General features: G+C 69.6%; 22 protein-coding genes. 7 read left to right on the top strand and 15 right to left on the bottom strand.

Features of this window, described 5'->3' with window-relative positions; genetic code table 11:
* Positions 1–28: 28 nt before the first annotated feature.
* On the bottom strand, positions 29–586 hold the full coding sequence (locus tag HNQ07_RS19450) for an MOSC domain-containing protein (protein WP_184114917.1): 558 nt from the start codon (positions 584–586) through the stop codon (positions 29–31).
* Positions 587–603: 17 nt separating this feature from the next.
* Complete coding sequence (locus HNQ07_RS19445; RefSeq protein WP_184114915.1) at positions 604–1449, bottom strand: intradiol ring-cleavage dioxygenase; 846 nt, start codon at positions 1447–1449, stop codon at positions 604–606.
* Positions 1450–1529: 80 nt separating this feature from the next.
* On the opposite strand from HNQ07_RS19445, the gene HNQ07_RS19440 reads away from it, so the two are divergent.
* The 5 genes from HNQ07_RS19440 (at position 1530) to tyrS (ending at position 6229) form a co-directional block, all read left to right on the top strand.
* Positions 1530–2219, top strand: coding sequence for a response regulator transcription factor (locus HNQ07_RS19440; RefSeq protein WP_184114913.1), 690 nt, complete (start codon positions 1530–1532; stop codon positions 2217–2219).
* Positions 2219–3580: an ATP-binding protein gene (locus tag HNQ07_RS19435; RefSeq protein ID WP_184114911.1), complete on the top strand. Its 1362-nt coding sequence runs from the start codon at positions 2219–2221 to the stop codon at positions 3578–3580. The genes HNQ07_RS19440 and HNQ07_RS19435 overlap by 1 nt, the downstream gene beginning before the upstream one ends.
* The gene (locus HNQ07_RS19430) at positions 3577–3912 is read left to right on the top strand and encodes a hypothetical protein (protein WP_184114909.1); all 336 of its coding nucleotides are present in this window, start codon (positions 3577–3579) and stop codon (positions 3910–3912) included. The genes HNQ07_RS19435 and HNQ07_RS19430 overlap by 4 nt, the downstream gene beginning before the upstream one ends.
* A gap of 17 nt (positions 3913–3929) precedes the next feature.
* Positions 3930–4784, top strand: coding sequence for a pentapeptide repeat-containing protein (locus HNQ07_RS19425; RefSeq protein WP_184114907.1), 855 nt, complete (start codon positions 3930–3932; stop codon positions 4782–4784).
* A gap of 176 nt (positions 4785–4960) precedes the next feature.
* Positions 4961–6229: a tyrosine--tRNA ligase gene (tyrS, locus tag HNQ07_RS19420; RefSeq protein WP_184114905.1), complete on the top strand. Its 1269-nt coding sequence runs from the start codon at positions 4961–4963 to the stop codon at positions 6227–6229.
* Between the two features lie 284 nt (positions 6230–6513).
* Here the strand turns inward: tyrS and pyk are convergent, their stop codons facing one another.
* The 5 genes from pyk to HNQ07_RS19395 all read right to left on the bottom strand — a co-directional run bounded on the left by pyk (position 6514) and on the right by HNQ07_RS19395 (position 13531).
* Positions 6514–7962: a pyruvate kinase gene (gene pyk / locus HNQ07_RS19415; protein ID WP_184114903.1), complete on the bottom strand. Its 1449-nt coding sequence runs from the start codon at positions 7960–7962 to the stop codon at positions 6514–6516.
* A gap of 106 nt (positions 7963–8068) precedes the next feature.
* Positions 8069–9340, bottom strand: a complete 1272-nt coding sequence (eno, locus tag HNQ07_RS19410; protein ID WP_184114901.1) for a phosphopyruvate hydratase — start codon at positions 9338–9340, stop codon at positions 8069–8071.
* 302 nt (positions 9341–9642) lie between these two features.
* Entirely contained in the window at positions 9643–10725 is a 1083-nt protein-coding gene (gene dnaN / locus HNQ07_RS19405) for a DNA polymerase III subunit beta (RefSeq protein ID WP_184114899.1), read from the bottom strand.
* Positions 10726–11086: 361 nt separating this feature from the next.
* Positions 11087–12442 carry a chromosomal replication initiator protein DnaA gene (gene dnaA, locus HNQ07_RS19400; RefSeq protein WP_373298134.1) on the bottom strand — a complete coding sequence of 452 codons (1356 nt, stop codon included), beginning with the start codon at positions 12440–12442 and terminating at the stop codon, positions 11087–11089.
* 129 nt (positions 12443–12571) lie between these two features.
* Positions 12572–13531: an NAD-dependent epimerase/dehydratase family protein gene (locus HNQ07_RS19395; RefSeq protein ID WP_184114897.1), complete on the bottom strand. Its 960-nt coding sequence runs from the start codon at positions 13529–13531 to the stop codon at positions 12572–12574.
* A gap of 31 nt (positions 13532–13562) precedes the next feature.
* On the opposite strand from HNQ07_RS19395, the gene HNQ07_RS19390 reads away from it, so the two are divergent.
* The gene (locus tag HNQ07_RS19390) at positions 13563–13850 is read left to right on the top strand and encodes a hypothetical protein (RefSeq protein WP_184114895.1); all 288 of its coding nucleotides are present in this window, start codon (positions 13563–13565) and stop codon (positions 13848–13850) included.
* Between the two features lie 7 nt (positions 13851–13857).
* Here the strand turns inward: HNQ07_RS19390 and dprA are convergent, their stop codons facing one another.
* From dprA to HNQ07_RS19350, 8 genes are all read right to left on the bottom strand, one after another.
* Complete coding sequence (dprA, locus tag HNQ07_RS19385; RefSeq protein ID WP_184114893.1) at positions 13858–14949, bottom strand: DNA-processing protein DprA; 1092 nt, start codon at positions 14947–14949, stop codon at positions 13858–13860.
* A 21-nt stretch (positions 14950–14970) separates the two neighbouring features.
* Positions 14971–16233, bottom strand: a complete 1263-nt coding sequence (locus tag HNQ07_RS19380; protein WP_184114956.1) for a HAMP domain-containing sensor histidine kinase — start codon at positions 16231–16233, stop codon at positions 14971–14973.
* A gap of 172 nt (positions 16234–16405) precedes the next feature.
* Entirely contained in the window at positions 16406–17065 is a 660-nt protein-coding gene (locus HNQ07_RS19375; protein WP_184114891.1) for a response regulator transcription factor, read from the bottom strand.
* Positions 17066–17105: 40 nt separating this feature from the next.
* A complete protein-coding gene (locus HNQ07_RS19370; protein WP_184114889.1) occupies positions 17106–17552 on the bottom strand; it encodes a hypothetical protein in 447 nt (148 codons plus the stop codon).
* Between the two features lie 168 nt (positions 17553–17720).
* The gene (locus HNQ07_RS19365) at positions 17721–19274 is read right to left on the bottom strand and encodes a dihydrolipoamide acetyltransferase family protein (protein WP_184114887.1); all 1554 of its coding nucleotides are present in this window, start codon (positions 19272–19274) and stop codon (positions 17721–17723) included.
* Between the two features lie 26 nt (positions 19275–19300).
* Positions 19301–19534, bottom strand: coding sequence for a hypothetical protein (locus HNQ07_RS19360; protein WP_184114885.1), 234 nt, complete (start codon positions 19532–19534; stop codon positions 19301–19303).
* A 47-nt stretch (positions 19535–19581) separates the two neighbouring features.
* The gene (locus tag HNQ07_RS19355) at positions 19582–20601 is read right to left on the bottom strand and encodes an alpha-ketoacid dehydrogenase subunit beta (RefSeq protein ID WP_184114883.1); all 1020 of its coding nucleotides are present in this window, start codon (positions 20599–20601) and stop codon (positions 19582–19584) included.
* The gene (locus HNQ07_RS19350; RefSeq protein WP_184114882.1) at positions 20598–21707 is read right to left on the bottom strand and encodes a thiamine pyrophosphate-dependent dehydrogenase E1 component subunit alpha; all 1110 of its coding nucleotides are present in this window, start codon (positions 21705–21707) and stop codon (positions 20598–20600) included. The genes HNQ07_RS19355 and HNQ07_RS19350 overlap by 4 nt, the downstream gene beginning before the upstream one ends.
* Positions 21708–21931: 224 nt before the next feature.
* On the opposite strand from HNQ07_RS19350, the gene mnmG reads away from it, so the two are divergent.
* Entirely contained in the window at positions 21932–23737 is a 1806-nt protein-coding gene (gene mnmG / locus HNQ07_RS19345; RefSeq protein WP_184114880.1) for a tRNA uridine-5-carboxymethylaminomethyl(34) synthesis enzyme MnmG, read from the top strand.
* Positions 23738–23746: the final 9 nt, after the last annotated feature.

Below are 23746 nucleotides of genomic sequence, written 5' to 3'. Positions count from 1 at the left end.
GCCGCTCACCCTTCAGTCGGAAGCCGGGTCAGTCCAGGGGCCGCAGGACGTCCCCCACGCGGATCACGCCGCCGTGGATCACGCGGGCGGTCAGGCCCCCGTGGCCGCGCACGGCGTTGTAGCCGCCTGCGCCGAATTCCTCCTCCATGCGCGAGCACGGGTGGCACTCGCCGGTGCCCTCCAGCACCACGCCGCCGATCTGGAAGCGGCGTTCCTTGAGGGCCAGCAACGGCACGCCGCTCACCACGATGTTGCGCCGCAGCTGCTCCGGCTGCACGGCGTCCAGGCCCGCGAGCGCGGCGATCACGGGCAGGTGTTCGGCCTGGATCAGCGTGACCTGCCGCTTGCCCCGCCCGCCCGGCACGGCCGGCGTGTCCAGCGGCACGGCCAGCTCGCCCACCTCGCCGGACAGGGCCTTCAGGCGGGGCGGCACCTGCTTGCCGTGGTCGCCGATCAACCCGACCAGCGGGTGCACCTGCACCTCCGGCACGCTCTGCACGGGCGCGCGGCGGGCCGAGCGCAGGCCGATCCACTCCACCCGGCCGGGGTGGGGCAGGGTCGCGCGGAGTTCCTGCATGGTCTTCACCCGCGCATGCTAGCGGCTCAGCCGAGGTTCAGGCCCACGTCGAAGGTCGCGTGCAGGCCCCCCGCCACGCTGCCCGTGGTGGTCAGGAGCATCTGGCTGCCGCCGTTCTTATAGATGCTGTCGGTGGCGTTCAGGGTGTCGCGCCGGCCCTTGGAGTTGTAGGGGGCGGTGGCGTGCACCCGGTCGATCACGGCCTCCGCGAAGAACAGCTGCGACGCGAAATCGGACGTGACCTTGCCGGACGCGTCCAGCGTGCGCAGGCGGTAGTGGACATGCACCGCGCGGCCCGCGTACCACCCGGGGAAGATGGTGCTGAAGCTGGCCTTGCCGTCCGCGCCCGTGCGCTGGTAGCCGCGCAGGAAATTCTGACCCCTGGTGGAGTACCCGGGATCGGTCGCGTCGGAGTACACGCCCAGCGCGTCGCAGTGCCAGATGTCCACCATCACGTCGGCACGGGGCTGGCAGCCCCCGGTGGACACGCGCGACACCACGAACTCCAGCGTGAGGGGCACGCCGGCTTTCACCGCGCCAGTTTTGGTGTCGGCGCGGATGTCACGGCGGTTGAGCTTCTCGTCCACCCAGTACGGCCCCTGGGTCTGTTCGGGGCGCACCACGCAGCCGGGCAGGCCACCCACGCCCGTCGTCCCGGCGCTGGTGCCCATGGGGGCCATCCCCGCACCGCCCGGAGGAGGGCTCCCGGCAGGTGGCGCGCCCATCGGCTGTGGGCCGCCCCCACCCGCCACGGCCGCGCCGCCCGCGAGCAGGGTGCCCAGGCCGAACAGCTTCAGGGCGCGGCGGCGGGAGTAGATGGAGCCGATCTGGGTATCGTCGTCGTCCGGGGTGAGCTGGGGCGTCTTGTTCACGCCACCCGGTGTACAGCCCGGATGTTCAGAAGCCGGGTAGAGCGCTGGGCACGCGCGCCAGGCCGCGCTACGCTGCCCGCATGAGCGCTCCCGCCCCGCACGTCCTGACCGTCGAGGACAACCCGGGCCTGGCCGAGCTGCTGCGCGAGTACCTGGGAGCCCACGGCCTGCGGATCACGGGCGTGAGCGACGGCCCGGGCGGCCTGCACGCGGCACTGCACCACGCGCCGGACGTGGTGCTGCTGGACGTGATGCTGCCGGGCCTGGGCGGTCTGGAGGTGCTGCGGAGGCTGCGCCTGGAGTCGGACGTGCCGGTGCTGATGCTGACCGCGCGCGACGGCGAGGCCGACAAGGTGCTCGCGCTGGAACTGGGCGCGGACGACTACCTGACCAAGCCGTTCTCGATGGCGGAACTGCTGGCCCGTGTGCGCGCCCTGCTGAGACGCGCCGCGCCGGCCGCGCCACGCGGCCCGCTGCGGCACGGCCCGCTGACCCTGGATGCCCACACGCGCGACGTCACGGTGCGCGGCGAGCCCGTGAAGCTCACGAGGGTGGAGTTCGAGCTGCTGCATGTGCTGCTGCTCAGTCCGCGCCGCGTCTTCACCCGCTCGGAGCTGCTGGGCCACGTGCAGGAGGACGGCGGCGGCAGCGAGCGCACCATCGACGTGCACGTGCGCAACCTGCGCGCCAAGCTGGAACGCGATCCGGCGCGGCCCGAGCTGCTGGAGACGGTCTACGGCGTGGGCTACCGCCTGGGCGACGTGCCCTGATGCGCTTCCCGCTGACCCTGCGCGCCCGGCTGGTGCTGGCCTTCGCGCTGGTCAGTGTCCCGGCGCTGCTGCTGCTCTCGGCCGTGACCTTCGGGTACGTCCAGCGCGCGTACGTGAACATCAAGGCGCAGGAAGTCGTCAGTCAGGTCATGAACAACGTGCAGGCGCACTACCGGGCGAACGGCACCCTCGCCGGCCTCCACCCGCAGGAGATCCCTGTGGCCCCGGCGGGAGCGCCGGTCCAGATGGGCCACCCGGACTCCCCGCCGCCCTACCTCGTGCTGGATCCGCAGCGGCGGGTGGTGGTCGGCGTGACCGGCTACCCGGCCGGGACGGTGCTGGACGGCGCCGTCCAGCCCATCCTCGTGGACGGACAGACCATCGCGTACCTGTACGCCACCGGCACGCCGCCCACCCTGGACGCGCAGAGCCGCGCGCTGCTCACCCGCAGCGGGTGGCTGCTGGCGGGGCTGGTGACGGCCGTGGCGGGCCTGGCGGTTCTGAGCGGCGCCCTGCTGGCCCGGCGCTTTCTCGCCCCGCTGGGAGTCCTCCAGGACGGCGTGCACCGCCTGACCCTCGGTCAGTCGCCTCGCCTGCACGGCGCCATGCCGGACGGCGAGTGGGGCGAGCTGTTCCGGGCCTTCGGCGCCATGACTGCCGAACTGGAGCGCCGCCGCATCGCCGACCGGCAGTTCGGGGCGGACATCGCGCATGAACTGGGCACGCCACTGGCGGTGCTGCGCGGCACGGTGGAGGCCATGCAGGACGGCACCCTGCCCGCCACGCCAGAACGGCTGGGCCGGCTCCAGATCCAGCTCTCGCACCTGCTGCACCTCAGCGGCGACCTGCGGCTGCTGTGGCTGGCAGACGCCGGAGACCTGCGTCTGAACTGCGAGAACGTGACGGTAACCGCGCTGCTGACCGACGTGCAGGACGCCTTCCGCAGCGCCGCCAGTGAGCGCGGCGTGATTCTGGACGGACCTGCGGTCATCCTGCCCACGGCCCTGCTCGATCCTGTGCGGATCACTCAGGTGCTGCACAACCTCGTACAGAACGCGCTGAACCACACGCCGTCCGGCGGCCGGGTCACGTTAACGGCCGATCAACCCGCGCCGGGCACGCTGCGGATCGTGGTGCGGGACACCGGGCGCGGCATGGCGCCAGAACAGCTTGAGCGCGTATTCGACCGCCTGTACCGCGCCGACGACTCGCGCGCCGCGCCCGGCAGCGGCCTGGGGCTGAGCATCGCCCGGTCGCTGGTGGCCGCGCACGGCGGCACCCTGACCCTGAGCAGTGCGCCCGGCGCGGGCACCGAGGCGACCGTCACCCTGCCCCTCAGCTCCACTGGAGACCACTTATGACCACTCCCCTGACCGACACCCTGAGCGCCCACGTCTCGTACACCGTGGAGGCGACCGAGCACCGCGACGTCCTGCACGTCATCTTCTCGCCGGAGGCGGCTGTGCGCGCGCTGCTCGCCTCGGGCCTGGACGACGCGGCCTTTGACGCCCAGGCGTCTGCCCTGGCCCAGCGCCTGGGTGAGGCCGAGGCCACGCGGCGGGGCCTGCGCGACCCGGCGATCGACATCAGCGGCCGTTACGGCGACGCGCTGGACGAGGTAAGCCCGCATCCAGACAACGCCGAGGAGATGTACCAGCGCCTCGACCGCGAGTACGGAAGCACCCCTGGCTGACGTGGAACACTGGTCGGGTGCCTACACCTCCTCCCGATCCTGACACCGTGCTGGCCGTCGAGCGGCAGCGCACCGAGCAGGAGCAGGAACGCACCGAGAGGGCGCGCGAGAAGGAGAAGACCGGCCGCCTGAAGGCCTTTCTGGACGTCGTGCCGATCCTGGCGACGCTGGTCACGGTGCTGATCGCGCTGTTCAGCGCCCTGCAGTCCCAGGCGCAGTACCGCGACACCCAGGCCGCCAACCGCTTCCAGAGCGCCGTGGAGATGCTGGCCGGCAGCGACCTGACCACTCGCGTGGGCGGCATCGCGCTTCTGGGGCAGGTGGCGCAGAGCAGCGCCGAGCGGCGCGAGATCGCGGTGCGGCTGCTCGCGGCATACATGCGCGTGAACAGCCCGGTCACGCAGGCGGGACGCCGGGCGGCCGTGAACGAGGAACCGGCGGCCGAGGAGGCCCGCGCGGTGTTTGCCGCCCTGGCCTTCCGCGGCGACGTAAGCAACGTGGACATGGGCCGCATCAGCGCCCGCAACCTGATGTTCAGCTCTGCGGACTTTCGCGGGCTGATCTTCTCGCGCAGCGACCTCAGCGGCGGCCTGTTCGACGGCGCCAATTTCGCGGACGTCCCCTTCCGCGGCGCGACCCTCAGGAGCGTGACGTTCCGCGGCGCGATCCTCACGAACGCCGCGTTCGAGTCGGCTGACGTGACGGGCTCGAACTTCCGCAGCGCGAACCTGAGCGGGGCCGATCTGAGCGGCGTCACCGACCTGACCTCTGCGATGCTGGCGGGCGCGACGACGGACAGCAGGACGAAGTTGCCGAGCGGCATCACGGTGCCGGCGGCCAGCTCGGAGGCGCCCCCGCCAGCACAGCCCTGAACGCGTGCTAGCCTGGGAGCATGAGGCGTCCGACCCGACGTGCCCCGTTCGACGAGCACTATCCCCGCTGCCGCTGAGGTGGACGGGTGAACTGTTGAGCGACTGAACGCCTGAAATCCAACCCCGAGCGGCGCACTGGCCTGGAGCGAGTGCGCCGCCTTCCCTGTGGAGTGACCATGACCCAGACGCAGAACACCCAGACGACCAATATCCGACGGAACGTACCCGTGGACGAACAGCTCGAGATCCTCCGGCGGGGCGTGGTCGACCTGGTCAGCGAGGACGACCTGCGCCGCAAGCTGGAGCGTGGCGCGCCGCTGCGCGTGAAACTAGGCGCCGACCCCACCCGCCCGGACCTGCACCTGGGGCACGCGGTGATCCTGCGCAAGATGCGCCAGTTCCAGGATCTGGGCCACAAGGTCATCATGCTGATCGGGGACTTCACTGCCATGATCGGCGATCCCAGCGGCAAGTCCAAGACGCGCCCGCCGCTGACGCTGGAGCAGACGCGAGAGAACGCCAAGAGCTACCTGGAGCAGTGCCGCCTGATCCTGCGCCAGGAACCCGAGGTGCTGGAGATCCGCTACAACGGCGAGTGGCTCGAGCCCATGGGCTACGCGGACGTGATCCGGTTGGCCAGCCGCTACACCGTCGCGCGGATCATGGAGCGCGACGACTTCCGCAAGCGTTTCGAGGGCGGCGTGCCCATCGCCATGCACGAACTGCTGTACCCGCTGACGCAGGGCTACGACTCGGTGGCGCTGGAGGCGGACGTGGAACTGGGCGGCACGGACCAGCTGTTCAACAACCTGGTGGGCCGCGCGCTGCAACGCGACTACGGGCAGGAGCCGCAGGTCGTGATAACCCTGCCGCTGCTGGTCGGCCTGGACGGCACCGAGAAGATGTCCAAGAGCCTGGACAACTACATCGGCCTGACGGACGAGCCGCACGCGATGTTCGCCGGCCTGATGAAGGTGCCGGACCCCCTGCTGGACAACTACTTCACGCTGCTGACCGACCTGCCCCGCGAGCGCATCGAGGCGCTGCTGGCCGGACACCCGGTCGCCGCGCACCGCGAACTCGCCCGCGAGGTCGTGGCGTCCCTGCACCCGGGCGCCGACCTGGACGCCGCCCAGGAGCGCTTCCGCAGCGTGGCCAGGGGCGGCATTCCCGAGAACATTCCCACCGTGTCTGTGCCGGCGGCCGAACTGGACAACAGCGTGGACACCCAGCGCATCAGCATGGCGAAACTCGTCGTGCTGGCGGGGCTGGAACCCAGCAACGGCGCGGCCAGGAAACTGATCCAGAACCGCGGCCTGCGCGTGGGCGGCGAGACCTATTCCGATCCTCAGGGCAGCGTGCCGCGCAGCGACCTGACCCGCGAGGGCGGCGTCGTGCTCCAGAAGGGCAAGGACAAGTTCGTGCGCGTGGTGCTGGGCGACTAGACTTCAGGCGCTCTTCATCTGCCGCGGCCACGTCAGGGCTATGCGCGCGGCTGGCCGAAGTTATACACAGGGGGTTGTGGATAACTCGAGGGGGCCTGTGGACAGTCCTGCACGGCATTTCCAGTGCACCCGCATCCGGAGTTATCCACAGCGGAGGTGTGGAAAGTTCGCGTCCCTGTGGATAAAAATCCTGACCGGGCGCTGACGTTGGCCCGCATCGTCCCCTCATCACATGACACGGGGGAGCCGCGCGGCTCCCCCGTCATGGCCCAGCGCTCAGAGCTTCAGCGGCGCCCGGTCGGGTCGTTCTCGCGCAGGCGCTCCACGCGCAGCATGTTGGTCGTGCCGCGCACGCCGAAGGGCACGCCCGCCGTGATCACGTAACGGTCGCCCACGTCGGCGAAGCCGGACTTGCGCAGCTCCTCGTTGGCGATGCGCACCATGTCGTCGGTGTCGCGCGGGTCTTCGCTGAGCATGGGGTGGATACCCCACGACAGCGCGAGCTGGTTGCGGGTCGTCTCGTTGGGCGTCAGGGCCAGCACCGGCATGGAAGGCCGGTACTTGGCAATGCGGGTCGCGGCGCCGCCGGTGCTGGTGAAGGTCACGATGGCCGGGGCCTCCAGCTTGTCACCGATGGAACACGCCGCGAAGGCAATGGAGTCCTGGGCGAGCTCGGTGTCGATGATCATCTGCTGCTGCATCAGGTGGTAGTGCTCGCTGGCCTCGGCCTCGCGGGCGATACGGTCCATCATGGCGACCGACTCGACCGGGTACAGACCCGCCGCGGACTCGGCCGACAGCATCACGGCGTCGGTACCGTCGTAGATGGCGTTCGCCACGTCGGAGGCCTCGGCGCGGGTGGGGCGCGGCAGGTTGATCATGCTCTCGAGCATCTGCGTGGCCGTGATCACGGGCTTGCCCAGCTCGCGGCACATGCGGATGATGCGCTTCTGGATGGTCGGCACCTGCTCGGCGCGCATCTCCACGCCCAGGTCACCACGCGCGACCATGATGCCGTCGACTTCCTTGAGGATGTCCTCGAAGCGGTCGACCGCCTGCGGCTTCTCGATCTTGGCCATCAGCTTGGCGCGGCTGCCGAAGCGCGACAGGTAGTGCCGGGCGAGCAGCAGGTCGTCGCGCGAGCGCACGAAGCTCAGGGCCACCCAGTCCACGCCCAGTTCCGCACCGAACTCCATGTCCTGCACGTCCTTGTCGGACAGCGCGGGCACGCTCAGGTCGGCCTCGGGCACGTTGATGCCCTTGTTGTTCTTCAGCACGCCGCCGATCACCACGCGGGTGGTCACGTCGTTGCCGCGCACGCCCTCCACACGCAGCGCCATGTTGCCGTCGTCGAGCAGCAGCGACATGCCGGGGTGCACGTCGGCCGCCAGGCCCTTATACGTCGAGCTGACGCGCTCGGCGGTGCCCTCGACGTCGTCCATGGTGATCACGAACGTGTCGCCGGGCGCCAGGGTCACGCTGCCCTCCACGAATCGGCCCACGCGGATCTTGGGGCCCTGGAGGTCTTGCAGGATGCCGATCGCGGTGCCGCGCTGCGCGGCGAGTTCACGCACCATGTCGTAGGTCTGGCGGTGGTCTTCGGGATTGCCGTGGCTGAAGTTCATGCGCACGACGTTCAGGCCGGCGTCCAGCATCTTGCCCAGCACTTCCGGGCTGCGGCTGGCCGGGCCGATGGTGGCGACGATCTTGGTGGCGCGGTCGAAATGTTTCATGTCTTGGAAACTCCGTTCAGGGGGATGGAAGTGGTTCCAGCCGGGCTACGGGCCGTGAGCGGTGAGCTCTGGGCGATGATGCTCACAGCGCAGAGCCCACCGCTCCTCAGCGCAGCGCCTTGCGGCCGGGGTACACCGCGCGGTCGCCCAGCGCGTGCTCGATGCGCAGCAGCTGGTTGTACTTGGCGATGCGGTCGGAGCGGCTGGCCGAGCCGGTCTTGATCTGCCCAGCGTTCGTGGCGACCGCGAGGTCCGCGATGAAGGCGTCCTCGGACTCGCCGCTGCGGTGGCTGATGATCGTGCCGTAGTGGTGGCGCTTGGCGAGCTCGATGGCGTCCATGCTCTCGGTCAGGGAACCGATTTGGTTGACCTTCACCAGAATGGCGTTGCCCACCTTGGAGTCGATGCCGCGCTGCAGCCGCTCGGGGTTGGTGACGAACAGGTCGTCGCCCACGAGTTGCACGCGGTCGCCGATCTTGGCAGTCAGCTGTGCCCAGCCGTCCCAGTCGTCCTCGGCCAGGCCGTCCTCAATGCTCACGATGGGGTAGCGGCTGGCCCAGTCGGCCCAGAAGTCCACCATCTCGGCGGTCGAGAGCACGCGGCCCTCGCTCTCCAAGTGGTAGCTGCCGTCTTTATACAGCTCGGTCACGGCCGGGTCCAGCGCGATGGCGATGTCCTTGCCGGGCTCGTAGCCGGCCTTCTCGATCGCCTCGAGCAGCACGCTCAGCGCTTCCTCGTTGCTCTTGAGGTCCGGGGCGAAGCCGCCCTCGTCCCCGACGTTGGTGTTGTACCCCTTGCCGGACAGCACCTTCTTGAGGGTGTGGAAGACCTCGGCGCCGTAGCGCAGCGCCTCGCGGAAGGTGGGCGCGCCGACCGGCATGACCATGAACTCCTGGAAGTCCACGGAGTTGTCGGCGTGTGCACCGCCGTTGATGACGTTCATCATCGGCACCGGCAGCGTCTTGGCGTTGCTGCCGCCCAGGTAGCGGTACAGCGGCATGCCGAGTTCGTCGGCCGCAGCGCGGGCAGTGGCCAGGCTCACGGCCAGAATGGCGTTCCCGCCCAGCTTGCCCTTGTTGGGCGTGCCGTCGGTGTCCATCAGCGCCGCGTCGATTGCAGACTGGCTGCTGGCGTCCAGGCCCACGATGGCCTTGCCCAGCACGTCGTTCACGTTCGCCACGGCCTTCTGCACGCCCTTGCCCAGGTAACGCCCCTTGTCGCCGTCCCGCAGTTCCAGCGCCTCGTGCGTTCCGGTGCTCGCACCCGACGGCACGATGGCGCGGCCGGTGGCACCACTGTCGAGGTGCACCTCCGCTTCCACGGTCGGATTTCCGCGCGAATCCAGCACTTCACGAGCGATCACTTTGTCGATGTTCATGGCATTCCTCCGTTGGCGACCCCATACCCTCAATGCTGGCCAACTGGGGCAGGTAGGTGTATCTCGCACACTATAAGCGCCGGACGTCAGCCCAGGATTCGGGCCGTCTAAGCCACGGCGCGAGCGAGGTGCTCGCCAGAAGTTCCGGCAGCATCGAAAGTTATCCCCATTTTTTATCCACAGGCACGAAACCTGTGGATAAGTGTCGCCCCGGTGGAGACGAATGCCGGAACCTGGAACTCACCGCAACCGTCGGGGCAGCCTATCGGCCACCATAGGCCGTGCGGGCGTCCAGAGGCCCCTCAGACGCGCAGCGTGACCATCACGGCCATGTACCCGCCCCCGCCGCTCGCGCGGAAGATGGCGGGGCTGGTGGAGCCCGAGAACAGCAGCTCCGCTTCCCCCTCGATCGGCCCCAGGGCGTCGAGCACGTGGCGGGCGTTGAAGGCGAGGCTCATGGCCGGTTCCACGCCTCCCTGCGTGACGTCCAGCGTGTCCTGCGCGCGGCCGTAGTCTCCCTCGGCCGCGAGGCGCAGCTTGCCCTCGGACACCAGGAACTCGACGCGGTTGTTCGCGTTCTTGTCGGCCAGTACGGCCACACGGTTCACGGCTTCCTTGAGGGCGGTGGCGGGCAGCGTGACCTGGAGCTTGATGTCCTTGGGGATCACGCGCTCGTAGTCCGGGAAATCGCCGTCGAGCAGCTTGAGGTTCATGCGGACGCGGTCCGTGGTGACGCTCAGCAGGCCGTCGCCGTAGGTGAAACGCGCTTCGCCGTCTTTGAGCACCCGGATGAGTTCGTCGACGGAGCGCGCGGGGATGATCAGGTTGCGGCCTGCGCCGTCGGCAGGAAAGTCGCGGATCGCCACGCGGTACCCGTCTGAGGCGACGACGCGCGCGCCCTCGGGCCGGTGCTCGAGCTTGATGCCGCGGAAGACCGCCTGGAACGCCTCATTGCTCGCGGCGTAGCGCACGCTGGAGAACGCGCGCGACAGTTCCTCGGCGTTCAGGCTCACGTCGGCGTGCTCGGGGAAGCTTAGAGGCGGGTACGCGCTCAGGTCGCCGGTCTGGAGTTTGAAGTCCGAGCCGCCGGAGCGCACCGCGAGTTCGTTGCCGGTGATCTCGAGTTCAACGAGTTCGCCGCCGAGGTTGCGCACGATCTGGGCGAACAAGTGGGCGGGAATCACGAAGTCCATCGGCTGCTGCACTTCTGCGGGCACGAAGCACGACAGGTCGATCTCCAGATTCGTGCCGCTCAGCGTCAGTCCCGCCTCGCTCGCCTCGACTTTCAACGTGGTCAGCAGGGGGTTGCTGCTGCGGCTGGGGATGACGCGTTCCAGGAGACCGAGTCCCTCACTCAGGGTTTTTTTGGTGACGTTCGCTTTCATGCCTCGCCTCTCTGTCTGGCACCTATCTTTTATCTGTTCTTATAACTAAAAAAAGATAGTAGTAGTAGTAATAGGGCCTGTGGAAACTGTGGAAAAGTGGTCTAGAGCTGCGCCCAGCGCGCACTTGTCCTGTGGACAAAATTGTGGATAAGTCGGTCAAAGCTGTGGATAACCTGTGGACAAAACACGCACTTATCCACAGGCCCTCTGGACAGGCCTGTTGTCCACAGATTTGTCCACAGAAAAATCCGGGTTATCCACAGCTTATCCACAGGGTTATCCACAGCTTGTGAAACCATGCACACGGATTTGGAACGGATTTTGGAACTCATTCTGAACTGGGAAGAACCGGCCGAATCCATTATGCGTCCAGCCCTTCCTCTTCCAGGCCCTGCATCTTGCGGCGCAGGGTGTTCACGGAGGTGGTGATCTCCACGTCCTTGCCGAGCATTTCCGTGACCTTGCTGATGGCGTGCATGACTGTGGAGTGGTCGCGTCCGAAGAACTGCCCGATCTCCGGCAGCGAGTGATCCGTGAGCTCCCGGATCAGGTACTGCGCGACCTGACGCGGCACCACGACCTCGCGGACGCGGCCGCTGCCGCGGATCACGTCCGGCGGCATGTTGTAGTGCGACGCCACCTGCCGCAGCACGTCGATCATCTCGACCTTGACCTCCTGCGGCGCGAACACGTTCGACAGCGCCTTGGCCGCCACCGCGCGGGAGAACGGCACGTTGTTCAGGCTGGCGAAGGCCACTACGCGCATCAGTGCACCCTCCAGCTCGCGGATGTTGGCCGTGACCTGCCGGGCGATCAACTCCAGCACGTCCTGCGGGATGTCGATGCGGTTGTGCTCGGCATTCATCTTCAGGATCGCCACCCGCGTCTCGAACTCCGGCGACTGGATATCCGTGATCAGGCCCCATTCGAAGCGGCTGCGCAGCCGGGATTCCAGCGTCTGGATGTCCTTCGGCGGCCGGTCGGAACTCAGGATGATCTGCTTGTGGTTTTCGTAGAGCGCGTTGAAGGTGTGGAAGAACTCCTCCTGCGTGCGCTCCTTGCCGGCCAGGAACTGGATGTCGTCGACCAGCAGCAGGTCCACCGAGCGGTAGCGGTTGCGGAACTGCGTCATCTTGTCGTCGCGGATCGCGTTGATCAGGTCGTTTGTAAAGGACTCGGTTGAGACGTACTCGATGCGCTTTTCCGGGAAGCGTTCGGCCATGTAATGGCCCACCGCGTGCATCAGGTGGGTCTTGCCCAGGCCGACGTCCCCGTAGATGAACAGGGGGTTGTAGGCCTTGCCCGGCGACTCCGCGACCGCCAGGGCCGCCGCGTGCGCGAGGTTGTTGTTCGGGCCGACCACGAAGTTCTCGAAGGTGTACTTCGGGTTCAGGCTCTTGCGGTTGTCCGCGGGCGGCGCGGCCGGCGACCGCTCGGCCGGCGGACGGCCCGGCGGGGGCGGCGGCGGATCGCTGGGCAGCAGCATGGCTTCTTGCTGCGCAGGCAGCACCTGGAAACTCACCTGCGGGTGCTCGGCGCCCAGCGAGCGCAGGGCGTCCTCCAGCAGCTCCAGATAGTGCTTGCGGAACCACTCCTGCGCAAAAGAATTCCGCACGCCCAGCACCAGCGAGCCCTCCTGTACGCCCAGGTTCTTCACCGGTGCGAACCACGTGTGGTACTCGACTTCTGAAATGTTTCTGCGGACGTACCCCAGCACGTCCGCCCAGATTTCGCCCTGCGAGATAACGCGCACCTCCCTTCCAGCCTGCGACCTGCTTGTGTGCGCGGGTAGCATACCACCCCCCTCTCTCTCCTCCGGGAGAGAAAAGGCGGGTGGTGGGGGAACTCAGCCCTGGACGGCAGCGAGCACCTCGGCCTCGCGCTCCGGGCTCAGGGCGGAGCTCAGCGCGGCGTCCTGGCTCCACGCGCGGGTGTCGCGGGCCGTCACGGCGGGATCGGTCAGGGTCAGGCCGGCCGCCACGGCGCGGTCGTTGCTGATGTCCATCAGGCCGCCCTGGGCATCGTGCTCCGGAATGTACAGGGGCAGTTCGGCGAAGCCCAGCTCGTGGGCCTTGAGGTCGGCGGACGTGATCCACACGGGCCGGCTCACACCCAGCACGTCCATGAACGCCGCCCAGCTCAGGCGCGGCCCCGCGAGGTTGAAGACGCCCCCGATCCCGTTCTCGACCACCCGCACCGTGAAGCGGGCGAGGTCGCGGGCGTCGATCACCTGCACGTGGTCAGAGCCGTCGCCGGGCGCGAGGACTGCGCCGCCACGCGCGGCCCGATCCACCCAGTACGGGTAGCGCGCGGTGTGGTCGTGCGGCCCGGCCACGATCTGCGGGCGCAGGATGGTTGCGCGCTCGCCGTAGGTGGCCTCCACAATCTGCTCGCAGGTGACCTTGAGCGGCCCGTACGTCTCGCCCGTGACCTGCGTGACGTCCTCGGCGGCCGGGGGCAGCAGGGGATCGTCCTCGCGCACCGGGTGGCGTTCGGGGTGGGCGTACACGCTGGCGGTCGAGATGAACACGTAGCGGCCCACATGATCCCGCAGCAGCTCGGCGCTCGCCCGCACGGCACGCGGCACGTATCCGCTGACGTCCACGCACGCGTCCCACGCGCGGCCCCTCAGGGCGTCCAGGCCGTCCGCCTCGGCGCGGTCGCCGCGCAGGCGCTCCACGCGGTCCGGCAGGTCGTCCTTCGACCGACCGCGCGTGAGGATGCTGACCGTGTGCCCGGCCGCCAGGAACGCCTCCACGATGTGCCGACCCACGAACTGCGTGCCGCCCAGGATCAGGATGTTCATGCCCATATTCTGCGCCCCCTATGCTGCGGCCATGAAAGTCCGTTTCACCGACGGCCGCGTCCGCGTCCGCATCGACGACCTGGAACTCGCCGCGCTGCACGCCGGCACGGCGCTGCGCGTGCAGGTGCCGTGGGAGGGCGGCGGCTGGAGCCTCACCCTCGACCCGGTGCTGGGCCACACGGTCGGCGAGCACGGCCGGCTGCGGGTGGGCGTCCGGGACGTGCTGGACACCCTGAGCGACCCGGACCGCGAGGGCGTGGTCCTGCCCGGCCCGCCGAGCGTGAACGTGGAAAAGGACTACGGGCCGCAGCACACCTGAGGCGTGGTCAGCGCCGGGCCCAGCGGCCCCCGGTCTCCTCCACCAGGCCCTGGAGCTGGAGCATCAGCAGCGCGGTCTGAAGCTCCGGCAGCGCCAGCCCACACGCGGCCTGGAGGTCGTCCAGCGTCATGGGCGTCGTCAGGGCCGCGTACACCCGTTCCTGTTCCGGGGGCAGGTCGGGCCGTGGCGCCGCGGTCACGGTCCCCCAGCCGAGTTCGTCCAGGATGTCCTGCGCGCTCTCGGTGAGCACCGCGCCCTCGCGCAGCAGACGGTGCGGGCCGGCGGCACGTGGATCGCCGGCCCGGCCGGGCACTGCGAAGACCGTGCGGCCGCACTCCAGCGCGTGCGTGGCGGTGATCATCGACCCGGACTTTAGCTCGCCCTCCACGACCAGCGAGCCGGCAGACAGGGCGGCGATCACTCGGTTACGCGTCGGGAAGTGGTGCTGGGCGGGCGGCGTGCCCAGTGCGTACTCGCTGACGACCGTCATGCGCCGTGACAGTGGGGCGTTCTCGCCGGGATAGATGTGGTTCACGCCGCTGCCCAGCACGCCCACCGTCTGCCCACCCGCGTCGAGGGTGGCCGTGTGCGCGGCGGTGTCGATCCCCCGGGCGAGGCCGCTGACCACCACCACGTCGGCCCGCGCGAGGTCACTGGCGATCTGGCGGGCCAGCGCCAGCGCGTGCGGACTCGCGGCGCGCGTGCCCACGATCCCGACGGCGCGCGGTACGGCCGGAAACCCGGGCAGCGGACCGCTCACCCACAGGACCGGCGGCGGGTCGCCCAGGGCGTCGAGCGCGGCCGGATACCCGTCCAGGCCGCGGCCCAGGACGGTCACGCCGGCCTCTGCGGCCCGGTCCAGCTCGGTCCGCGCCTGTGCGGCTGCCTTCTCATTGCCGACGGCCGCGACGCTCCGGGCATCCAGCCCCGGCACGGCGCGCAGGGCTCCCAGCGGAGCGCTGAGCGCCTGCCGGGCCGTGCCGAAGTGCCGGCGCAGCGCCTCGATACGGCGGGGTCCCAGCTGGGGCGTGAAACGCAGTGTCAGCAGGGCCAGCAACTCGGCCGTCCGGTCGCCGGGGGCCGGCTGGGAACTCGTCATCCGGTCAGGATACGGGGGCGCTCAGCTCGTCAGTGCGTCATCCTCGTCGCTCAGGGCAGCGTTCGGGATGCACAGCACGAACTGCGCGCCGCCCTGCGGGTGCGTGGCGCCCTTCAGGGTGCCGCCGTGCATGACCGCGATCTGCCGGCTGACGCTCAGGCCCAGGCCGGAGCTGCCGGACCCGCTCACGAACGGCTCGAAGATCCGCTCGCCCAGCCCGGCCGGCAGGCCCGGACCCGAGTCGCGCACCGTGAAGGTCAGCGACTCCGGCGTATCGGCCAGGTCAAGGGTGACGCTGCCGTCCGGCCCGGCGGCGCGCCGCGCGTTGGCCAGCAGGTTGCGCAGCGCCTGTGTGAGGCGGTCCGGGTCGCACAGGATGCCCACGTTCCACTGCCCGGTGAAGACCGTGCCCGGTACCAGCCGGTCGAGGCGGTCCCGCAGCGTCCGCGCGGGGATGTAGTGCCACGCCAGCCGGATCTCGAGCTGTCCGCGGGCGAGCTGCATCAGGTCCTGCGTGGTGAAGGTCAGTTCGTCCGCCACCAGCGCGGCGCGCACGACCTCTGGATCTTCAGAGCGCTCGCTGGCCCGCGCGAGGCTGGCCCGCAACACCGTCAGCGGCGCGCCCAGCTCGTGCACGATCTGGCCCAGCAGCTGCTTCTCGCGGGCCTGTCCGGCCTCGATGCGCACCAGCAGGCGGTTCAGGGCGCTCAGCAGGCGGTGGACCTCGTCCTCGCGCGCGGGAAGGGGCAGCGTGTCCAGGCTGCGGGTGGGATCGATGCGGTCGGCCAGGGTGGCGGCGTGCTCCAGCCCGCTCAGTGAGCGCCGCCCCACCCACCACCCGACCGGCAACAGCAGCAGCGGCGTGAACACCAGCGCCACCAGCAGGGCGCTCAGGGCGCTCTCGCGCGCGGCAATCAGATCGTCCTCGGGCAGGCCCACCCACAGCGTCCCGAAATCCCCGACCTGGCGTTTGGCCGCGCGCACGGTGGTCTCCTGAATGGTCACGCGGCTCCGATCACCGAAGGGATACGGCGAGCCGTCGAACTCCCGCAGAATCGGGCTGGCGGCGAGCACCTGCCCCCCCTTGTCGATCAGCATGGTGTACGCCGTCGGGCCGCTCGCCGTCTTGCCGAGGCCCTGCCCGGTGCCGGTGAAGGCCTCGGCCAGGGTGTCGGCGCGCTCGTTCAGGCGGGCGTTGAACTGCTGGTCCATGCGGGAGAGCAGCAGCCCCACCACGCCGGCGCTGACCAGCATGATCAGCAGCAGGGCCAGCGCCGAGTACATCAGGGCCAGCCGGAAGCGCAGCGAGTGCCGCCACGCCCCAGCCGCCGACGGACGGACAGACGAGCGGGCCGCGCCCCCTGCCGCTGGCCGATCCGGGCGGGGCCGGGCGGGCGGCAGGGGGCGCGGCTGCGGCGTCACGGCAGGTCAGCTCTGGCCGGAGGGAGTGGTCACGTCAGGCCTGGAGCACGTAGCCGACGTTGCGGATGGTGCGGATGCGCAGGTCGCTGTTCGCGCTCTCCAGCTTCTTGCGCAGCTGCGAGATCCGCACCTCGACCGAGTTGCTGTTCGGGGTCTCCCAGCCGTACAGGTGCGACTCGATGTCCGCGCGGGAGAACACCCGCTCGGGGGTACGCATCATCAGCTCCAGGATGCGGGCCTCGTGCTCGGTGAGGTTCACGGTCTTGTCGTCCACCGTGAGCAGCAGGCTGCTGGTGGACAGGCTGGTGTTGCCCAGATTCACGCCGGTGCCGGCCGCCGTGCGCCGCAGCAGGGCGGTGATGCGCGCGTCGAGTTCCGGCATCGCGAAGGGTTTGGTCAGGTAGTCGTCCGCGCCGGCGTTCAGGCCCTGCACGCGCTCCTGCACGCCGCTGCGCGCCGACAGCACCAGCACCGGTGTAGAGGAGTACTGCCGCAGCGCCTGCACGAGGTCCAGGCCGTCGCCGTCCGGAAGGTTCAGGTCGAGCAGGATCAGCTGCGCGGTATGCGTGCCCAGCCACGCCTGCGCGTCCTTGAGGGTGGCGGCGTGCTGTACCAAGTAGTCGGCAGACAGGTACTCCTTCAGGAGCGGTCCGAGGTGGGGATCGTCTTCTACAACCAGGATCTGGGCCAGCATGGACGTCTCCTTTCGGCGGACGAGGGCGTGGCCCGGCAGCCTACTTGGACTGCCGGGCGGGCGCCTGCACGGGGGCGGGGAGGGCGGGCGAGGTGGTGGTCTTCAGGCCGGGCAGGCTCAGGGTATCGGCGGCGGGCTGCAGGTTCAGCTTGAGCTTGTACGACGCCAGAAACTTGGCGAGTGTCTGCGTGGTATTGGCCGCGCCTGACGTGGCCTGGATGCTCAGCTGCCGGCCCTCCAGCACGCCGTCGTAGCGGGTCTTGAGGGCGCCGTAGGTGCCCTTGGCCTTCTCGTCGTCACTCAGCGCGAAGAGGATGACCACCGGGCCCTGGTAGTCCCCGACCAGCTGCGCTGTGAACACGCTGCCCACGCTCTCGCCGTCGCCCAGCTTGGTCTGAAGTTCCCGGTCCCACACGCTCATCTTCAGCGCCCCGGCCGGGGCGGCCAGGGTACCGAGGGTGAGCAGCAGCAGGGCAGGGCGGATCATCATGGCAGTGTACTCATTTCGGTGGACGACGGGCGAAGCGAGACAGTGGCTGGCACGCGTGGGCAACCTGGGCCGTCCACGCACCGGTCACGCTAGCGCTTCAAGCTGACGCGCCCTTGACCGGGGCCGGCCGGTCCCTGAGATTCCCTTTACCTCTCCCCTCCCCCGCTACAGCGCCTCGAGCATCAGGCGGTCCGGCTCCTCCAGCAGACGGATGACCTCCTTGCAGAAGCGCGCGGCCTCGGCGCCGTCCACCAGGCGGTGGTCAAAGGACAGCGACAGGTACATCATGTCCGCCGCGACGATGTCGCCCGCCGCGTTCACGATGGGCCGCTTCTGGATGGAGTGGACACCCAGGATCGCGGCGTCTGGCACGTTGATGATCGGGAAGGAGAACAGCGCCCCGATCGAGCCGATGTTCGTGACCGAGAAGGTGCTGCCGGCCAGCTCGTCTGCCTGGAGCTTCCCAGCCTGCGCGCGGGCGGCCAGATCGCCGACCTCGCGCGCCAGCTCGAAGATGCTCTTGTGGTTCACATCGCGCAGCACCGGCACGGTCAGCCCCGCGTCGGTGGCAACAGCCATGCCGATGTTGAAGTAGCGCTTCATCACGATCTCGCCGGTGGCCTCGTCGAACGACGAGTTCAGGCTGGGGTACTTGCGCAGCGCGGCGGTCACCGCCCGGAAGATGAACGGCAGGTACGACAGCTTCACGCCGGCCGCCGCCGCCTCATCCTTCACGCGCGCGCGGAAGGCCACCAGCTTCGAGAGGTTCACCTCGTCCACCGTCAGGGTCCGCACGGTGTACAGGTGGCTGGCCTGCATCTGCGTGCTGATCGCCCGGCGCATGCCCCGCAGCGGCACGCGGTCTTCCAGGTGCTCGTAGCCCTTCGGAGTGCGGTACGGCACGGGCGGTACGGGCAGGCCGCCGACCCTGGGCGCGGTGGGAGCTGGGCTGGCGGGCGCGGGGGCCGGGACGGGCTGCGCCGTGGGGGTGGGCATCCCGGCCGGAACGGCCTGAGCCGCCGCTGGGACGGGCGCTGGGCTGCTGTGCGCCTCGACGTCCTGCACGCGGATGCGGCCGTTCGGGCCACTGCCGCGCACCTGCCCCAGATCGATGCCCCGCTCGCGGGCGAGCTGGCGCGCGGCGGGCACGGCCAGCACGCGGCCGTCGGCGCGGGTGGCCACAGGCTCGCGGTTCAGCACTCCGGTCCCGGCGGTCACGCTGCCCGGCGCGCCGCTGCCGCTGCGCTCGCCCAGGCCCTGCACCTTCACGGTCTCGTCGGACGCGAAGGCGCGGAACAGGCTACCTGAGTCGTCGTCCGCCTTGCCCGCCAGGTGGCCGGCCTCCACGATGCTGCCGCCGGGCTCGGCCACCGCGTCGCGCTCCTCCTGGGCCTGCACGGGCAGAGCGGCGGGCACGGCGTTCCCGGCACTGTCCTGAATCGCCTGCGTGGCGGCCGGGGCGGCGCTCCCGGCGGCCCCAGTGCCGCCCTCGTCGATCAGCGCGATGGCCGCGTGGACCGGCACCACGTCGCCCTCCTGCGCGAGGCGCCGGCTCAGGACGCCCGCCACGGGGCTGGGTAGTTCCACCGTCACCTTGTCGGTCATGACCTCACACAGGGGCTGCTCCAGCGCGATCACGTCGCCCTCCGCGACCAGCCACTTGAGGATCTCGCCCTCCACCACACTCTCTGCCAGTTCCGGCAACAGCACTTCTTTCACGTCGGTGACCCCCAAGGTAAGTCGTTTCAGCGCAGCACGGTGGCGCGCAGCAGGCCGTAGGCGATCAGCACGATCCCCAGGCCCTGGATCCAGCGTTCCCCGCGCGCGTACGCGAACGCCGCGCCGCCCAGCAGGGCGAACATGGCGCCGACCAGCACGCTCCGCCACGGTTCGTCCACCCGCCCCGCCCCCGCGTACAGCGCGAAGCCGATGGCCAGCCCCACCGGGCCCAGCACGGCGCGGGAGACGTCGAGTTTCACGGGCGGCCTCTCCCCTCCCCTGCTCCCGCGCTTGGCCGGCGGGCGCATCAGTGGTTCAGCGCCCGCACGCACGCGGCCAGGATGCGGTTCGGGCCGGGCAGGTACACGCGGTCCTGCACATACGGATACGGCGTGTCGAAGCCCGCCACCTGTCCCACCGGCGCCAGCAGCGAGTCGAAGGCCCGCTCCTGGATCACGTAGGCGACCTCGCCCATGAAGTTGCCGATGCGCGGCGCCTCGCTCACGAGCACCGCCCGGCCGGTCTTCTGTACCGAGCGCACCACAGCGTCCTGATCCCACGGCACCAGCGAGCGCAGGTCGATCACCTCGGCGCTCACGCCCTCGGCGCCCAGGGCCTCGGCGGCGCGTTCCACGTCCGGCATCACGCCCCCGTAGCCGATCAGGCTCAGGTCGGTGCCCTCGCGGCGTACGGCGGCCTCACCGATCCGCACCGTGTAGTCGTGCGTGGGCACCTCGCCCTTGGACGCGCGGTACAGGCGCTTGGGCTCGAAGTAGATGACGGGGTCCTCGCCGCGGATCGCCGCCTTCAGCAGCCCCTTGGCGTCGTAGGGCGTGCTGGGCATCACGACCTTCAGGCCGGGCGTGTGCGTGTAGTACGCCTCGGGGCTCTGGCTGTGGTGGTGCCCGCCCTTGACGCCGCCGCCCGACGGCGTGCGGATCACCAGCGGGCACGTGAACTGCCCGCCGCTGCGGTAGCGCAGCTTGGCCGCCTGGCTGATGATCTGGTCGAAGCCCGGCCCCATGTAGTCCGCGAACTGGATCTCCGCGACCGGCCGCAGGCCCCGCGCGGCCATGCCCACCGCCGCCCCGACAATGCTCGCCTCGGAGAGCGGGGTGTCGAACACGCGCTCCCGGCCGAAGCGCGCCTGCAGGCCCGCCGTCGCCATGAACACGCCGCCGCGCGCCCCGACGTCCTCGCCGAACAGCACCACCCGGTGGTCGCGGTCCAGCTCCTCGGCGAGCGCCTCGGTGATCGCCTGGATGAGGTTGATGGTGCGCGTCTCACCCACCGGGGTCGGGGTCGCCTTCTCCTGGGTGGCCGTCATGCGCGCGCTCCCTCCTGCTCGGCCCGCAGCGCCGCCGCCTGGTCGCGCAGGTGCGACGGCAGGTCCGCATACACGTCCTCGAAGATGATCCGCCAGTCTGGCTGGCCGGTCGCCTCGGCGCGCAGCACGTCCTGATCGACCTCCCGGTGCGTCTGTGCGATCAGGGCGGCGCGCTCCTCGGGGCTCACGGGCTCGCCCAGGTGCTCCAGCAGCTTCTCGAGCCGCAGGATCGGATCGCGTGCCAGCCACACGCCCACCTCTTCGCGGGTGCGGTACTGCTTTTCCGCGTCGGCGTCCGCGTTGCTGTGCGAGCCCACGCGGTACGTGAGGCACTCGACCAGCGCCGGCCCGTCTCCCCGGCGCACGCGCTCGGCGGCGTGCGCGCAGACCTCCATCACGGCCACGATGTCGTTGCCGTCCACGTAGTACCCGGGCATGCCGTAGGCCTGCGCCTTGATGTGGATGGTGGCGCTGGCCGTCTGCTGGCGCACGCCGGTGCTGATCGCCCACTGGTTGTTCTCGCACACGAACAGGCACGGGGCCTGGTTCGCGCCCGCCATGTTCATGCCGGCGTGCCAGTCGCCCTCGCTGGTGGCGCCGTCCCCGAAGGTGCACACCGTGATCTCGTCGGTGCCGAGGTACTTCTGCGCCATGGCGCTCCCGGCCGCAGGCGGCACCTGCGACGCGATGCTGGAACTGATCGACACGAATTTCAGTGCCGCCGACGCGAAGTGGTGCGGCATCTGGCGGCCGCGGCAGGGATCGGAGTTCGTGCCCAGGCACTGGCTGATGAGTTCGTACATCGGCACGCCCATCGACAGCGCGAGGGTGTGGTCGCGGTAGTACGGCCACACCCAGTCGTGCCCGGCCCGCAGCGAGCGCGCCAGCCCCACCTGCGTGGCCTCCATGCCGCTCGACTGGGCATAGAAGGTGGTGCGGCCCTGGCGCAGCAGCGTGATGAGTTTGCGGTCGAACTCGCGGGCGCGCAGCATGTCGCGGTGCAGTTCCCGCAGCAGCGCGGGTGTAAACCGCTCTGGTAGGGCCAAAACGGGCGTCCCGTCCTCACCGACGTACTGGATGGGATCAGGGGTATGGGGATCGATCACGGGCAGGAGCCTCCTCCAGGCACGGCGGCGCGGCCGCCGGAACCAATCTGTCTAGAAAACACTTGTTTGGCATTCTAGCCGCAGGGGCATGAGCGCATGGGTACGGTGGCCGTCCGCCATCTGTGGACATGGGCGTGGGCAGCCTAGCCTGGCGCTGCACTCCGTTCAGCAGCGGCGCAGGTCACCCTTTCCGATGTCCAGAGGCCCTACACTGCCCGGTTGAGATGAGCGACTGGGACGTCCTGGTAATTGGTGGCGGGCACGCGGGCCTGGAGGCGGCATGGACGGCCGCCAAGCTGTGCCGCACGGCCCTGCTGATCGGCAATCCGGCCACCATCGGCCGCATGCCGTGTAACCCGGCGGTCGGCGGGCCGGGCAAGAGTCAGCTCGTCTTCGAGATCCAGGCCCTGGGCGGCCTGATGGGCCGATTGGCGGACGCCACGGCCATCCACACCCGAATGCTGAACGCCAGTAAGGGTCCGGCGGTGCAGTCACTGCGCGTGCAGAACGAGCGCGACGCCTACGCGGAACACGCGCAGGACGTGATCCTGGGGCACCCGGCGCTGGACGTGCTGCGCGGCGAGGCGGCCGATCTGGAACCGGACGACCGCGGCGGGTGGTTCGTCGTGACGTCCGACGGCCGGCGCTTCCACGCGCGCAGCGTGGTGGTCGCCGCCGGGACATTCATGCGCGGCGTGACGTGGTATGGCCGCCACTCCCGGCCCGAGGGGCGGCAGGGCGAGCCGCCGTCGCGGTTCCTCTCGTCGCCCCTGGCGGCCGGCGGCCATATCCTGAAGCGGTACAAGACTGGCACGCCGCCCCGGGTGCGCGCCGATTCGGTCGACTTCGCGTCCCTGCTGGAAATCCCGGCCGACCCGCGGCCCAGCGGATTTACCGGATCTCCGTCGCCACGTGCGACCGAGTCCCCCACATGGCAGACACATACGACCGCTCGGACGCATGCGCTGATCCAGGAGAACCTGCACGAGTCGCCCATGTACGCCGGTGACATCGATGGCCGTGGCCCGCGCTACTGCCCGAGCATCGAGGACAAGGTCGTGCGCTTCGCCCATCACGATCGGCACTTGCTGTTCGTGGAACCCGATGGAGTGCAGACCAGCGAGGTCTACCTCCAGGGATTCAGCTCTTCACTGCCCCCGAACCTGCAGGACGTGCTCGTCCGGACGCTGCCGGGCTTCGAGTCGGCCGTGATCCAGCGCTACGCATATGCCGTGGAATACGACGTGGTGGACTCGACCGAGTTGACGCTCCAGCTCGAGTCCCGCTTCCTGCCCGGCGTGTTCACGGCCGGCCAGCTCAACGGCACCAGCGGCTACGAGGAGGCGGCGGCCCAGGGCCTGGTGGCCGGGCTGTCTGCGGCTCGCCGCGCGCTCGGTCTGGCACCGCACGCCTTTGAGCGTGAGAGCGGCTACCTGGGCGTGATGCTGGACGATCTGGTGTTCAAGGGCAGCGACGAGCCTTACCGCATGATGACGAGCCGTGTGGAACACCGCCTGCTGTGCCGCCAGGATAACGCGGACGAGCGGCTGGCGGCGGCAGGCCACGCCCTGGGGCTGATCGACCGGCACGAACTCAGCCGCGTCGAGGAGAAGTACGGGCGCGTCGGGGCCGCGATCAGTGCCCTCAGGTCGCAGCGTCTGAACGGGCAAACCGCCGACGCATGGCTGCGCCGTCCCGAGTTCGGCCTGGATGATGTTGAGGCGATGGGCGCCACCCTGCCATCCCTCAGCGGAACCGAGCGCGATGCCGTGCAGATCCGCGTCAAGTACGAGGGCTACATCCAGCGTGCCGAGGGGCAGGTCGCGGCGGAACAGCGCGCACAGCAGCTGTCGCTCGCGGACGTGGCCTACGCCGCCGTCGAGGGGTTGTCCAACGAGGGGCGCGAGAAGCTGACTCGTCATGCCCCTGCCACGCTGGCGCAGGCGTCGCGGCTGTCCGGCGTGCGTCACGCCGACATCAGTGCGCTGCTGGTGCACCTGAAGCGTCACGGTGTTTCACGGGAAACGTGACGGTGAAAC

This window comes from Deinococcus metalli (genome assembly GCF_014201805.1).
Taxonomy (GTDB): Bacteria; Deinococcota; Deinococci; order Deinococcales; family Deinococcaceae; genus Deinococcus; species Deinococcus metalli.
This window is presented reverse-complemented; position numbering and strand designations above follow the sequence as displayed.